The organism is uncultured Alteromonas sp., assembly GCF_963976965.1.
Lineage (GTDB): Bacteria > Pseudomonadota > Gammaproteobacteria > Enterobacterales > Alteromonadaceae > Alteromonas > Alteromonas naphthalenivorans.
Map to the genome: position 1 here is coordinate 1 of NZ_CAXBMP010000023.1, position 14,389 is coordinate 14,389.

General features: G+C 44.5%; 15 protein-coding genes. 2 read left to right on the top strand and 13 right to left on the bottom strand.

What is annotated here, in order from left to right; genetic code table 11:
• Positions 1–57: 57 nt before the first annotated feature.
• Positions 58–1,014 (bottom strand): IS1595 family transposase, encoded by a 957-nt coding sequence (locus tag AAC006_RS15645; protein ID WP_339891861.1) that lies wholly within the window; start codon positions 1,012–1,014, stop codon positions 58–60.
• 362 nt (positions 1,015–1,376) lie between these two features.
• Between AAC006_RS15645 and adk the strand changes: the two genes are divergently transcribed.
• Positions 1,377–2,021 (top strand): adenylate kinase, encoded by a 645-nt coding sequence (gene adk / locus AAC006_RS15650; RefSeq protein WP_013783409.1) that lies wholly within the window; start codon positions 1,377–1,379, stop codon positions 2,019–2,021.
• 114 nt (positions 2,022–2,135) lie between these two features.
• Positions 2,136–2,531: an MAPEG family protein gene (locus AAC006_RS15655; RefSeq protein WP_013783410.1), complete on the top strand. Its 396-nt coding sequence runs from the start codon at positions 2,136–2,138 to the stop codon at positions 2,529–2,531.
• A 38-nt stretch (positions 2,532–2,569) separates the two neighbouring features.
• On the opposite strand, the gene AAC006_RS15660 is transcribed toward AAC006_RS15655, so the two are convergent.
• The 12 genes from AAC006_RS15660 to hisD form a co-directional block, all read right to left on the bottom strand.
• A complete protein-coding gene (locus tag AAC006_RS15660; protein WP_126871415.1) occupies positions 2,570–5,158 on the bottom strand; it encodes a TonB-dependent receptor in 2,589 nt (862 codons plus the stop codon).
• A 298-nt stretch (positions 5,159–5,456) separates the two neighbouring features.
• Positions 5,457–6,098: a signal peptidase I gene (lepB, locus tag AAC006_RS15665; protein WP_126871416.1), complete on the bottom strand. Its 642-nt coding sequence runs from the start codon at positions 6,096–6,098 to the stop codon at positions 5,457–5,459.
• A 405-nt stretch (positions 6,099–6,503) separates the two neighbouring features.
• Positions 6,504–6,788, bottom strand: a complete 285-nt coding sequence (locus tag AAC006_RS15670; protein WP_013783416.1) for a helix-turn-helix domain-containing protein — start codon at positions 6,786–6,788, stop codon at positions 6,504–6,506.
• Positions 6,781–7,128 (bottom strand): type II toxin-antitoxin system RelE/ParE family toxin, encoded by a 348-nt coding sequence (locus AAC006_RS15675; protein ID WP_013783417.1) that lies wholly within the window; start codon positions 7,126–7,128, stop codon positions 6,781–6,783. Before AAC006_RS15675 ends, AAC006_RS15670 begins: the two co-directional genes overlap by 8 nt.
• 340 nt (positions 7,129–7,468) lie before the next feature.
• A complete protein-coding gene (locus AAC006_RS15680; RefSeq protein WP_013783418.1) occupies positions 7,469–7,918 on the bottom strand; it encodes a GNAT family N-acetyltransferase in 450 nt (149 codons plus the stop codon).
• 205 nt (positions 7,919–8,123) lie between these two features.
• Entirely contained in the window at positions 8,124–8,741 is a 618-nt protein-coding gene (gene hisIE, locus AAC006_RS15685; protein ID WP_013783419.1) for a bifunctional phosphoribosyl-AMP cyclohydrolase/phosphoribosyl-ATP diphosphatase HisIE, read from the bottom strand.
• Positions 8,738–9,547 (bottom strand): imidazole glycerol phosphate synthase subunit HisF, encoded by an 810-nt coding sequence (hisF, locus tag AAC006_RS15690; protein ID WP_013783420.1) that lies wholly within the window; start codon positions 9,545–9,547, stop codon positions 8,738–8,740. Before hisF ends, hisIE begins: the two co-directional genes overlap by 4 nt.
• Positions 9,529–10,266, bottom strand: coding sequence for a 1-(5-phosphoribosyl)-5-[(5-phosphoribosylamino)methylideneamino]imidazole-4-carboxamide isomerase (hisA, locus tag AAC006_RS15695; RefSeq protein ID WP_013783421.1), 738 nt, complete (start codon positions 10,264–10,266; stop codon positions 9,529–9,531). Before hisA ends, hisF begins: the two co-directional genes overlap by 19 nt.
• Positions 10,266–10,910: an imidazole glycerol phosphate synthase subunit HisH gene (hisH, locus tag AAC006_RS15700; protein WP_013783422.1), complete on the bottom strand. Its 645-nt coding sequence runs from the start codon at positions 10,908–10,910 to the stop codon at positions 10,266–10,268. Before hisH ends, hisA begins: the two co-directional genes overlap by 1 nt.
• Positions 10,910–11,980: a bifunctional histidinol-phosphatase/imidazoleglycerol-phosphate dehydratase HisB gene (gene hisB / locus AAC006_RS15705; protein ID WP_126871417.1), complete on the bottom strand. Its 1,071-nt coding sequence runs from the start codon at positions 11,978–11,980 to the stop codon at positions 10,910–10,912. Before hisB ends, hisH begins: the two co-directional genes overlap by 1 nt.
• Complete coding sequence (gene hisC, locus AAC006_RS15710) at positions 11,977–13,065, bottom strand: histidinol-phosphate transaminase (protein WP_126871418.1); 1,089 nt, start codon at positions 13,063–13,065, stop codon at positions 11,977–11,979. Before hisC ends, hisB begins: the two co-directional genes overlap by 4 nt.
• On the bottom strand, positions 13,065–14,381 hold the full coding sequence (gene hisD / locus AAC006_RS15715) for a histidinol dehydrogenase (RefSeq protein ID WP_339891865.1): 1,317 nt from the start codon (positions 14,379–14,381) through the stop codon (positions 13,065–13,067). The genes hisC and hisD overlap by 1 nt, the downstream gene beginning before the upstream one ends.
• Between the last annotated feature and the right edge of the window lie 8 nt (positions 14,382–14,389).

Sequence of the window (14,389 nt, forward strand, 5' to 3'; positions counted from 1 at the left end):
AAACTTAAACACTTTATTAATGAAGTTAGCGAAATAAGCTTCATTATTAAAAGTTGGCTATGTTCGGATTAACTGTTGTTGAATCGAAAAGAGCCTGTTTTCGTTAAGGTTTTCTGGAGTATCCATAAACCTGAACCAACCTAGGTAGTGTTCCAAGTATTTTGTGGCTACTCCGTGAAACCGTTTTATCCACGCTTTCAGACGGCTGTGATAGGCGTTAACATTTTGAATGTGAAAGACTTTATCTATCACCTTAACTCCTCCTGCCACATCTAAGCGCTTGTGTATTAAATCATTTTTCTCAGAAAGAGCTATGTAGGGCTTATAGCCATCACTACACAACACACTGTCTTTCTCTAATTTCCCTGCTAGCTCCTGATGTAGAGCTGCCGATGTAACACTTGGCACAACGGCTTCATACGTATTCTTAGCTCGGTCTCTGACCGTTAAAACTGGCACCCAATCATCCTTTGAACGCCCCCGTTTTTTCGCTTTCATCCCTCTTTTACGGGGCTGACGAGTCATCCGTTTTGAGCCTTTCTCTGAGTAGGGAAAAAGTGTTTCGTCTGCCTCGATAATGCCTTCTAATTTGCTCGCTTTCAGTGCTGATGGTAGCGCCAAGAATCGGTGCCGCCACCTGAACGATGTTTCAAGGTGGAGGCCACATTCTTCGGCACATTTACGCAATGGCTTACTGTCCAGCATACAGCGAATATATTCTAACCAAAGCTCTTTGTACCTCAGTCGAGCTAGCGGTGTCGCCGTTGTCGCTACAAAGGTTTTGCCGCAGTTCTTGCAGCGATAACGCTGCATCTTGTTTACCTTGCCGTGCCGATTGATCAGTGAGCTATGGCAGTGCGGGCATTCAGGGTTTTCAACCATCCGCTCCTCAAGCTCTGTTATCAACTGTGAGACGCTATCAGTGCCTTTCAGCAGCTTCTCAACATAACGGGTTTGACTATCTGTTAAGTGTTCTAACTGGGCTATAAGCTTTGTAAATTGTGCTGGGAGCATGATCAATCCTTAACAACTGTATTCATATACAGTATAGCAACAATTTAGCAGAACATAGCCTAAAAGTTAATTAATATAAAACGGGCGTAATGCCCGTTTTTTGTTTCTAGGGTCTTTAAATCTATTTTGCACGTTAATTTATGCTATATTTTCCTCCTTTAGCTAACTTCATTCGGTACGTTTGAAAGTAAGCAGTGAGTTAAGACCAAAGTCGGATTTTATAACGGGCCATAAGTAGTATATATATTCATCATAAGTGTTTAGTTTCCCTCTACAGTAGGGCTTAGACTTGTCACTGTGGTGCTGAATGTGTAAAGTGCCCCAAGTAAAAAAGTTCAAAATCATAAGCGGAGAACGCACTCATGCGAATTATTCTTCTCGGCGCTCCTGGCGCGGGTAAGGGCACACAAGCTCAGTTTTTAATGGGCAAATATGGGATCCCCCAAATTTCTACCGGAGACATGCTTCGTGCTGCTATAAAAGCAGGTACGGAAATGGGCCTTGCAGCCAAGCGTGTAATGGATGAAGGTAAGTTGGTATCTGACGAAATCATTATCGGGCTGGTTAAAGAGCGTATTGCGCAAGACGATTGTAAAGATGGTTTCTTGTTAGATGGCTTCCCACGTACAATTCCTCAAGCTGATGCAATGAAAGAAGCGGGTGTTTCTGTCGACCATTGTATTGAGTTTGACGTACCGGATGATGTAATTGTTGAGCGTATGGGTGGCCGTCGTGTTCATCCTGCTTCAGGTCGTGTTTACCATGTTGTTTACAACCCACCTAAAGAGGAAGGGAAAGACAACGATACTGGTGAAGACCTTATTATCCGTGATGATGATAAAGAAGAAACAGTACGTAAACGTCTTGCGATTTACCATGAGCAAACTAAGCCGTTAGTTAATTACTATAGTGCTGAAGCTGATGCTGGCAACTGCGAATACCACAAGTTAGACGGCACACGCCCAGTAGATGAAGTAAGTGCAGAGCTTGCTGAACTTCTAGGTTAATTAAGCTTGTTGATTTGTAAAGGCCGCTACTGCGGCCTTTTTTGTTACTTGTATGTTATAAGCGAATAGCGTTTAATAATTGCAGAATAACTAATATAAACGTGGAGCTAACTCATGGTATTACCTATAACGGCGTTTTATGCCAGTCTGTTGGGGATTTGCTACCTATACTTGTCTTTTTTAGTAATAGGGGTTCGTAGAAAAAATCAAATTAGCTTGGGTGACGGTGGTAATGAAGACCTGAAAAGGCTCAGTCGCGCTCATGGAAATTTTAGTGAATATGTTCCTATTACCCTCATTATGGTCGCTTGCTTTGAAGCGAATACTGGGCAAGGTTGGGCGGTACATGCACTTGCATGTGCACTTTTATTCGGACGCATTTTCCATGCTTATGGATTAAGACATCATAGTGGAGCAAGCTGGCAGCGTATTGCAGGTATGATGCTGACATTTTTGGCCATGTTAGTCGCGGCCATTGCTAACTTAATGCTTATTCATTTTGGATTGTGATTGCCTGACATTCAGGCAATCACAGTGAGTGCTAACGTTTAGAACCTAAACGTTGCTTTGGTATATACGAAGCGGCCGCGTGGATTGTGGATACTACCCACATACCCATAAAGGTCGCTATCGCCATCGCCAATAGCAAAAGGTGGTTCTTCATCAAGTACGTTGTTTACGCCAAGTACAAGTCGGATAGTATCAGTCACGTTGTAGCCACCTTGAATATCCACTAGCACTTGTGAATCGACCATTCGGGATGTGTTTTCTTCAAAATCTAACACGCCGTCGAAGTCGATATCCGGTGTATCTTCAAATTCACCCACAAAACTAATATTCAAGTTAGCGTCAAACGCACCTTTGCTCCACGTTGTGCCAAACAACCAGCGGTGCTCAGGATACCCATACTCACCAGTGTAATCTAAACCATCCTTTTCAAACTCGGTAAGATAAGACCAATCAAGATTGAACTTCACGTCACCGTAGTCGTTTAGGGTAAGCATGTAGTTTGCACTTAAATCGATACCTGCAGCTTCTTGTGAAGACACGTTTTGGTAGGTATTAAATATCTTTTGGATAACCCCTAAGCTAGCGCTGCCTTGTGGATCTAAGCGTACGCAAATTTCGCTATCTTGGTTATTACACTCAGTGTCGTATACCAAACCAAATTGCTGCTCATCAATTTTGTTGTCTTGGGTGATACTCCAAATATCAACGCTTAGACCAAGTTCTTGTGTAGGTGCCCAAATAGCGCCCACATTCCACGATTCAGACTCTTCCGCTTCCAAATCTGGGTTACCCGCAAACTCAATATTATAATCTAATGATTCGCAGTCTAAACCTGTTGCTTCACAGCGGTATCTATCTACAAAGAACACACTCTTCTGCGAAGGGCCTAAACCTACTTGTGCCAATGATGGTGCTCTGAACCCTTGCGCCCACGAAGCACGAAGGGTAACTTCGTCGCTTGGCGCCCAGCGTAGCGCAACTTTCGGGTTGGTCGTGTTACCAAAGTCGCTGTAGTCGTCGTAACGACCCGCCAATTGAAGCTCTAGTTGATCAGAGAGCGGAATTGATAATTCTAAATAGGCGGCGTATTGGTCGCGCTCTGCGTTAGCAGAAACAGATTCAGTACCAAAAATGAGCCCTTGCTGGAATTGAATGTCTGGAATGTCTGATACTTGCTCTTCACGGTACTCTATACCCGCTGCCATCATGACCATTTCATCACCTAACGCAAACGCTTCGCCAGTAATGTGAGCATCGAAGCTAGTCATGCGTGATTCACCTCGGCGAACCAAGCTGGTGGTAATGGCATCAATAACCTCAGGTGAGTTAGTTACACCACCGAAAGGATTGTAGTTACCTAGGTCAATCTGTTCCTGTAGCCAATCTACGCGAACCCAACCTTGCGATTGATCGCCGCTTTGTTCAGAACTACTTCTGCCTTTTTGGACAGATGCTTCCCAATCGTAGTCAAAAATTTGGCCTCGTAAGCCTGCTACAAACCTAAGTGTATCGGTTTCAATATCCCAGCGTCTGGCGCCCGCATCCACAGGGCGGTAACGGCCAATATCAATATCTTGCCCGAAAGGGTTATCAGGATGGGTGCCAGGTACGGTTAAGCCCGCATCTTCATCAAGGGGCGTGGCTGCACCGCCAGCTTCAGAGGTATTGTGCTGTACGGCGACTTCCATAAACGCGGTAACATCTGACGAAATTTTATAATCGAATTGACCAATAAAGCCGACGCGCTCCGATGCAGGAATAGTGAGGCCGTATGGGCCATAGTCGAACAAACAACTACCAGATGCAGTGGCGCTATCGGCTGGGCAATCGGGATCGATAGTTTTAACGCCGTCAACATAGAAATAACCTGGATACCCGCGAGAAGAACGAAAATCCATACCGCCATAAGGCGATTGATTGGCAGTACCAAACCGGCCCATTTCGTCAGCGCCTAGCTGGCTGTTGTTAAAGTAATCGAGAATGACAGTAGCGCTGCTTTTTTCACTTTGGCTGCCCCACAGCATATTAGCCGTGGTTTCGCCGTAGCTTGGCCCTGTGGTACCGCCATAGCCTACGTTTACTTCTAAACCATCATAGTCTTTCTTCAAAATAACGTTTACTACACCGGCCACGGCATCTGAACCGTAAATAGCTGATGCACCGTCTTTTAAAATATCGATGCGTTCAATGGCCGATACGGGAATAGCATTAATATCAACAAATGAATTGGTAATGCTTTCTGCAAATGCACTGATGGCAACACGTCGGCCATTAATAAGTACTAAGGTGGCATCTGGACCCATACCTCTAAGGGACACAGAGGCCGCACCATTTGCGGTTGAGTCTTGGCTATTGTTACGGGTTGAGAAAGTACCCGCACCGGTGGCCGGCATGCGTTCTAGTAATTGTTGTAAGTTCTCATACCCCATGCCTTTTATCATGGTGGCATCTATCGATTGAATAGGAGAGGGGCCTTCAATATCGGTTCGTTTGATACGAGAGCCTGTTACTGCTATACGTTCTACTCCCTCAGCTTGTTCTTCTGCTTGTTGCGCTTGCGAGGAAGAGATTGAGGAGAGTCCAGCCAGTGCGAGTGTGAGCGCACTAAATTTAACACCATGTTTCATTGTGATTTCCTTATGGTTCCATTTAACTTGTTATTTTTTATCTCAGTAACGCGAATGGTTACTAATTAATCAATAGCATTAACGTGGGTAAAGTAGCAAGCTGGCAAGCTATTGTTTTTGAATAGACTTAGTTACAAATTGTGTACAAATGGAAAATGAGCAGAGACCAGAAGCGCTGAGGCTCATCGTTGACATAGAGTAACTGGCAAATGTAGGCAAATTTGTGGGAAGTTGGGTAAGGCAGTAATAAAAGAGAGGGAGGGCATACCCGTTTGAGGGCATGCCTGTAGAACTGATATTATTGAAGCGCTAGCAAAGAACGCTCTCCTCTTGGTAAGTAGTAATTTTCTTTGTCTAATGAAAAAGCCACACGGGTAGCACGTCCTTGGACCTCTTCAACAGGAATAAAGCCGTAATAACGTGAATCTACGCTGTTATTTCGGTTATCACCCATCACCAACACATGTTTATCAGGTACAACAACTTCATTAAATGACGAGCGCGCCCCTTGTACAGGTAATAGCTGAATACTGCGCTGACTATCGCCTATATTTTCTTGGAAAACATAGTGGTCGCGCCTCTGTATTACGGCGTGCTCATCATTTACGGTTAGCGTGTTGTTACTCAAGCTAACCGTGTCGCCAGCAATAGCGACAACGCGCTTAACTAACCGCGTATCGGCCGCGCTACTTTGAATAACCACAATGTCACCACGGGCGATATCTCCCGTTTGGCTAAGCACCACATTGGTAAAAGGCAGTTCAAGAGTGTATGCACTTTTATTTACCACAATGCGATCTCCCACCTGAATGGTGGGCTCCATAGAACCCGTAGGTACATGATAGTAATCTGCCACACTGCTTCTGAATGAAAACATCAGTACAACAAATAGTATGAAAGGTAAGTTTCTTTTAATAAACGAGCCAGTTTGTTGCTTCATTTTAATTCCTAACAATAGGTGGTTAATACGGCGTAATTGTAGTTCGTTGCCACGTACTAAATAGGTTATGGCGCTAATAGCCGTAAAGGAGCTAGAAGTATAGAGGGTTTAGATTGGGAACAGTTCATACTGAAAGTGTTTCAAGATGTGTGTTCTTTATTTCACGCTAGCCTTCAGTTTTCATGCTAGTGCTTGGTCGATTCTGACAGGCGGTTGAGTGTTATAAGCTTTACTATTGAAGTACTGCAATGTACGTTTTGCGGCCCCTGATGCCAAAATAAGCATGACGCTGTTTGAAGAAAAAATTCCTGAATTCAAATTTTAGTCGTGAATACGAACTTCAGCGCAATACCAGACGCTCGTGGTTACTGAATACCGCATACATTCCAACGCTTGATTAGCGTTTTACCCAAGCGCCCTCATAACAGCTTTAGGCTCTTTAGCTACGACATTTAATAAAGCAAGTGCTGGTCCTTGTGGATTGCGATCACCTCGTTCCCAGTGACGTAAAGTTGAAACGCTGATGCAAAGCTTTGAAGCGAACTCCATTTGGGTTAGACCAAGATTACGGCGTATTTCTACAACGTTGACTTCTGGTGCTCTATGGATTTTAGCTTCGACTTTTTTTCCTTCAGTAAAATCGATGGCTTCTTGCAAACCTTGAGCGATACTATTGAATGCATTAGTCATTATATTTCTCCAACGCTTTTGTAGTTAGCAGCTTGACTAGTTTAGATAAAGTATTTCTGTCTGCTTTGACTAAATTAGCTTTTTCGTTTTTGCCAAATATTGTTAATAGAAAAAGTGGAATACGTTCATCATGATAATAATAAATAACACGTACACCCCCACTCTTACCCTTATTACCTTTGCTCCAACGCAACTTTCTAATCCCACCAGTACCTTCCATAACATCGCCTGCTTTCGGATGTTCAGATAAGTAATCAATGACACCTTTTCGTTCAGATTCACTTAATAGCGCATCTGCTCGCTTTATAAATTCTGGTAGTTCGGCTATTGTCGTTCTCATAGCACCATAGTAATCCAATGGATTACTGTATTCAACTTAAAAAACTTAAACTGCACGTCTAACTATCAATTCCTTCAGATATCTCAAGGGCGTCCTCTACTTCGATGCTTTGTTAGTATTTATAAACCCTCAGCGCGAACAGCCCTTTATGGCACAACTCGGAAATTTAAAACCTAAACCCTGAGGGTCTACTGTTTGTTTATTTCCGACTGTCAGCAATACCGAGACTTTACATAACACCGGTTAGCACATAAAGAATACATCATAGGATGAGAATCAGCTTACACGATGCTTTGCTAAGCTAAACCTTAGCGAAAAAACTGTCCTAAGGCAGATTGCATTATTTAACTTCAAGCTCCATCACAACACCGTCTTCGTCATCTTCCTCGGTTACAACAAAGCCGAACTGTGAATAGAACTTTCGCATTGCATGGTGCCCTGGCATATAGAGTATTGTTATCTTTTTACAGGCAGGGATTACGCTCATTTCTTTAATAACTTGTTCGGTCGCAATTTTTCCAATGCCTTGCCCCTGATGTTTGACGTCAACCATAAATTGCGCAATATAAAACTCGTCGGGTAGGTTTTCTTCTAACTCCTGATAATATTGAATAAAACCTACAGCTTCATCACCTTGATAAATAGCTCTGTTAACATAATGAGGGTAGAAGCTTGATTCGGCGATAGATTCCGAATTTAACGCCACATAGTTTTCTTGCTCTTTTGTAATTTCTAGATGAATAATATCTAGCCAATTGTCTTTGGTGACTTCTCGTAAACTAATATCCATATAAATCCTCAATGCTTCCCAAAAGAGATAAAAATATTTAGGCATAGTGATAAAAAACAATGCTACAAGGAGAAATAAATAGAAAATCAGTGAGGCAATAAGATGAGAGGTTCATGAAAATAAAAAGGGAGCAAGTTACGCTAGTAACTTGCTCCCTACATGTTATGTGTTGTAATTTCGCTCAATGAACTTGGGCGATGAACACTTACTTTTGACGTTCACGCAATACAGATAGTGCATCATCAAGCGACATGTCGCTTGCTTGCAGCAATACGGTTAGGTGATACAGCAAATCAGCGGCTTCGTTTTTAAGCTCTTCTTTGTCGTGTACCGTAGCAGCAAGTGCGGTTTCAACACCTTCTTCACCCACTTTCTGTGCAATACGCTTAATGCCTTTATTGTACAAGCTAGCGGTGTAGCTGCTTTTCGGATCTGCGCCTTTACGGGCAGCCAATAAGCGCTCTAAATCAGCCAGAAAGGTAAAGCTAGGCGTATTGCCTTCAAACCAGCAGCTTTCAACGCCTGTATGGCACGTAGGGCCGTTAGGGTTGGCTAACACTAATAGCGAGTCGAAATCGCAATCGGCGGCTACGCTGACTAAATCTAAGGTATTGCCTGAGGTTTCGCCTTTTTGCCACAAACGCAGTTTTGAGCGACTAAAAAAAGTGACTTTACCGCTATCTAGTGTAGTGGCTAGTGCATCTTGGTTCATGTAACCCTGCATTAGTACTTTGCCTGAAAGGGCGTCTTGTACTATGGCTGGAAGCAGGTTGTCCATTTTTTCCCATGCTAGGGTATTACTGTTTTCGGAAGTTACAATCACGGCTTTATTCCTTGTGCGTTTGGTAGGGCGTGACGCTTACGCATAGGTACGCCATTAGCGGTTAAATCGGCCTTTAGGTCATCAATGTTAATAATGCCTTTATGGAATACGGAAGCGGCTAGCGCGCCATCAACATCGGCTTGTTGAAATACATCGTTGAAGTGAGAGATCTCACCGGCACCGCCAGAAGCAATAAGGGGTACTTCGCACACTTCACGTACTGCGCTAAGCTGGGCTATATCATAACCTTTGCGTACACCGTCTTGGTTCATGCAGTTAAGCACAATTTCACCGGCACCGCGTGACTGCACTTCTTTTATCCAGTCTAGGGTTTGCCATTGGCTCTTTTGAGTGCGGTTCTCATCGCCAGTAAACTTATACACTTCGTATTGCCCGGTGGCGTCGTTGTAAAAGCTGTCTACCCCAATGACTACACACTGCTGGCCGTAAACGTCATGCATGGCATTAATTAATGCAGGGTTGTTTAGGGCAGGGGAGTTAATTGAAATTTTATCTGCGCCCATTTCTAAAATGCGCCCAGCATCTTCAATGCTTTTGATGCCGCCGGCTACACAAAATGGAATGTCGATAACCTGTGCAATACGGCTTACCCAGCTTTTATCTACCACGCGCTCATCTGAGCTTGCAGTAATATCGTAAAACACCAGTTCGTCAGCACCCGCTTTTGCGTATTGCTCTGCTAAGGGTACGATGTCGCCAATAATTTCGTGATTTCTAAATTGAACGCCTTTAACGACTTTGCCGTCGCGAACATCCAAACAAGGAATTATGCGTTTTGCCAACATGCGATAGCCTCCTTCACGGTAAATTTACCTTCAAGTAAGGCACGGCCCAAAATCACACCGCCAACGTTGGTTGGTTTCAACGCCGAAATGTCGTTTAAGCTACCTATGCCGCCAGATGCTTGCCAGCTAACATTAGGGAAGCGTGCACTTATCTCTTCGTAAAGTTCTACATTAGCGCCTTGTAGTGTGCCGTCACGGCTAATGTCAGTGCAAAGCACATGTGTAGCACCAACTGATGCAAAGTCGTTTAGCAAGTCTTCCAAGGCTACCCCTGAATTCTCCTGCCATCCGTGAGTGGCAATCAGCTTTTCGCCGTTCTCACTAATGTTAATATCTAAGGCTAATACGATATGTTCAGCACCGTATTTGGTTACCCACGATTTCACCAGTTCAGGCTGTTTAACCGCGAGTGATCCAATCACCACGCGGCTTACGCCAATATCGAGTAACTGGGCTACTTCTTCTTCACTACGAATACCGCCGCCGGCTTGAAACTGCATGCGCTTGGTATCTACCATTGATTTAATCAAGGTAAGCTGGCGCTTGCTGGTGTCTTTCGCGCCAGTTAAATCAACAATGTGCAACCACGTAGCGCCTTGGTCGGCATAGTCGTTTACCACGTCTACTGGGTCGAATTCGTATTTTGTTTTTTGCTCGTAGTCGCCCTGATACAAACGCACTACGCTGCCATCGATAAGATCAATTGCTGGAATAATCATTATAGGTTCACAAAGTTAGTCAGTAGTTGCGCACCAGCATCGCTGGAGCGTTCAGGGTGAAATTGTACGCCAAAGAAGTTGTCTTTATTAATGGCCGCTGAAAACGGGTTACCATAGTTACAGCTGGCTAGGGTATGGGCGTACTCTGGTACCGCAAAGCTGTGCACAAAATAGAAATAGGTATCTTGTGGGATGCCTTTAAACAAGGTGTCGTCGCTATGAGAAACCGTATTCCAACCCATGTGCGGCAAACGCAAGCCATTCGCTTCCATACGAGCAACACGACCAGGCATTAGCGACAAACAAGGAATGTCATCCTGCGTATCTCCTAAGCGGTTCTCTAAGCTACCTTCAGCGCTGCTTTCTACCATTAACTGCATACCTAAACACACGCCTAGTACTGGCTGGGTTAGGCTTTGCAATGTGCTTGATAAGTCTTTTTGCGTAACGCTTGCCATGGCAGCAGCTGCAGTACCCACACCGGGTAAAAATACTTTGTCGGCGCGGGTGATCACATCTTTGTCGTCAGATACTTCAACGGTTACACCTAAACGCTCTAGCGCAAAGCGAACCGATGAAATATTTGCGCAGCCTGTGTTCACAATGACAATCTTTTGTCGTTGTGATTTTTGTATTTCAGGCATTAAAGCGCTCCTTTACTGCTAGGCAGTGCATCACCTTGTCGCGTAATGGCTTGACGTAACGCACGGCCAAATACTTTGAATAAACTTTCTACCTGGTGGTGAGCATTCCCTTCGCTGGTGGAAAGGTGAAGCGACAGCCCCATGCTTTGCGCCAATGAATAGAAAAAGTGCGGCACCATTTCAGTGGCCATTTCGCCCACTTGGTCGCGGCTGAAATCAGCTTCAAACTTAAGGTGAGGGCGGTTTGAGATATCCATAATACATTCTGCGCGGCACTCATCCATAGGCAGGGCAAAACCAAAACGGCCAATACCACGTTTATCACCGAGGGCTTTCTTAAGGGCTTCACCCAATGCTAATGCAGTGTCTTCCACACTGTGGTGATCATCTATGTGCAAATCGCCATCTACGGTCACGTTTAACTCAAACCCACCGTGGGTCGCAATTTGGTCGAGCATGTGGTCGAAGAAACCCAACCCAGTGTGGATGTGCGACTTCTCGGTAGAGTCTAAATCTACGCGTACTTTAATGTCGGTTTCTGAGGTAGTGCGGATAACTTCGGCAATACGTGAAGACGACAACAAGGTTTTCTGGATGTGATCCCAGTTCAAGGTGTCAGGGTTATATTGCAAACCTTTAATACCCATGTTCTCGGCAAGTTGCATGTCGGTCATGCGATCGCCAATCACGTATGAACGGGTGAAATCCACCTTTCCTTGCTGAAGGTAATCTTTCACTAACCCCAGTTTAGGCTTACGGCAAGTACAGTTGTCTTCTTCAAAGTGCGGGCAAATAAGCACGTCGTCAAATGTAATGCCTTGGCTTTTAAAAATAGCCATCATGGCATTATGAGGCGCGTCAAAATCAGCTTGTGGAAAGCTGTCCGTGCCTAAACCATCTTGGTTAGTGACCATGACAAACTTAAAGCCTGCGGCTTTTAGCTTTAATAACACAGGAATAACGTTTGGCTCGAAAACCAGCTTTTCTAAACTGTCTAGCTGTTTATCTACCGGTGGTTCTTCTACAAGTGTACCGTCGCGGTCGATAAATAAAATGGCTTGCTGACTCATGCCGCTAGCTCCTTTTTAAATTCGTTGATCAGTTGCAATAAACGCTGGTTTTGTTCTTCAGTACCAATGCTTACTCGCAAGCAATTTGTAAGGTTAAGCTGTTTAGATTGGTCGCGTATTAATAACCCTTTGCTCACCAAATATTGCATGAGTTCGCTAGCACGCTCGTAGCGAAATAGCACAAAGTTTGCTTTTCTATCGCCAACCAATTCAAAGCCGTCAATATCGGCAAGCGCGGTTGCCAGTAGGTCTTTTTCTCTATTGATGGTATCTACCTGCAACTGAATTAATGTCAGTGAGTCAGTAGATAACGCCTGTGCAGCAATTTGTGCCACAGGCTCTGCAATAGGGTAGGGTGCAATAACTTTTAGCAACGCTTGAATAACCGGCGCTTGGGCTAGAGTAAAGCCGCAGCGTAAACCCGCTAACGCAAAGGCTTTTGAAAGCGTGCGTAGTACTACTAGGTTAGGGTAATTCGCTATTTCATTTGCCCAAGTATTTTCGGCATCAAACTCGATATAAGCTTCATCAACCACCACTAGTGCACTATCAGAAAAGTGGTTGAGTACTGTCCGAATATCTTCCCTGGCAACCTGTGTACCTGTTGGGTTGTTTGGTGCACAAATAAAAATAACATTAGCGTTATCGATTGCACACACGCCTTCAACGTCTAAGCTGAAATCGCCTTTTAGTGGCACTGTCGTAATACCCACATCACAGGTTTCTGCGCTAATCGCGTACATGCCGTAAGTAGGCGGGCAAATAACAATATTATCTTTGCCTGGGGTGCAAAAGGTACGAATCAGTAATTCAATGCCTTCGTCTGCACCACGGGTAACAATCAATTGTGAAGTATCAATGCCTGCATAAGCCGCATAGCTTTCAACTACTGATGATGGCTGGCACGACGGGTAACGATTAAAGTTACTCGCATCTATGTCATACTCATTCGCATAGGGCGACTCGTTAGCATTTAGCCAATCTTGGCCGCCTGAATATAAACGCCTTGCCGACTCATAAGGCTTAAGCGGCACCAAATTAGCATTAATCAGGTTATCAATAAGCGTATCAACAAGAGCAGGCATTAAGCATCTCCCTTATTGGTAACGTTTGCTAGCTTTTGCATACGCAGCGCTACCGCTTGTTCGTGAGCATCAAGGCCTTCAGCGCTGGCTAAGGCCATAATAGCGGGGCCTAAGTTACGCATGCCGTCTGCTGATAACTCTTGAATAGTGTAGCGACGCATAAAGTCGAGCAAACCTAAGCTAGAGTAGTTCTTCGCATAACCGTAGGTAGGTAATACGTGGTTTGTACCCGAGGCATAATCACCGGCAGATTCTGGAGACCAAGGGCCTAAGAATATCGAACCTGCATATTTGATTTTCGGCAGTAGGCTGCGAGCATCTTCTATTTGCACAATTAAGTGTTCAGGCGCATAAGCATTGCTTACTAAAATGGCGTCATCTACTGAATCTGCCAAAATATAGCGGGCATTCTCCATCGCAGGGCGAGCAATATCGGCACGTGAAAGCGTAGACAATTGGCGTTCAACCGCTGCTTTTGCTGCCTCAATCAAGGTTTCGCTATTAGACACTAAAATGGCTTGAGAATCTGGGCCATGCTCTGCTTGAGAAAGTAAGTCTGAAGCAACAAATTCAGCATCGGCAAATTCATCTGCTAATACCAATACTTCAGACGGGCCTGCTGGCATATCGATTGCTGCACCATCAGCACGTAAGCTTACCTGCTGTTTGGCTTCAGTCACAAAGCTATTACCCGGGCCGAATATTTTATCAACTTGCGGTATAGAGTCTGTACCTAATGCCATGGCTGCAATGGCCTGTGCGCCGCCACAAAGATATATGGCTTCAATGCCACATTTTCTTGCGGCATAGGCAATTTCAGGGGCAATCAAGCCTTGCTTGTTTGGTGGTGTACAAAGCAGTTTGTTTTCACATCCCGCTACTAGCGCTGGTACACCTAGCATTAGCACCGTTGAAGGCAAAGGTGCACTGCCACCTGGAATATACAAACCCACTGCGTCTAGTGGGGTGAAGCGCAATTCGCAGTTCACACCAGGCGTAGTGGTTAGCGCAATATCACTTGGCAACTGAGCATCGTGAAACGCTTTAATATTGTTAAATGCAATATCAATCGCACTTGCTACTTCAGCGGTAACCGAACTTGCTAATGTGTCGATGCTTTCTTGCGATAACACTAACGATTGCAAATCAGGGCAATCAAACTTACGAGTGAAGTCGATAACAGCTGCATCGCCTTTACTTTCAACGCTAGCGATAATGTCGCCCACGGTTTGTTTTAACTGTTGGCTATTGGCCATAGCCGGGCGCGAAAGCGCCGTTTTTTTCTCAAGCTTTGATAGAGATGACCAGATAATCATAATCTTTT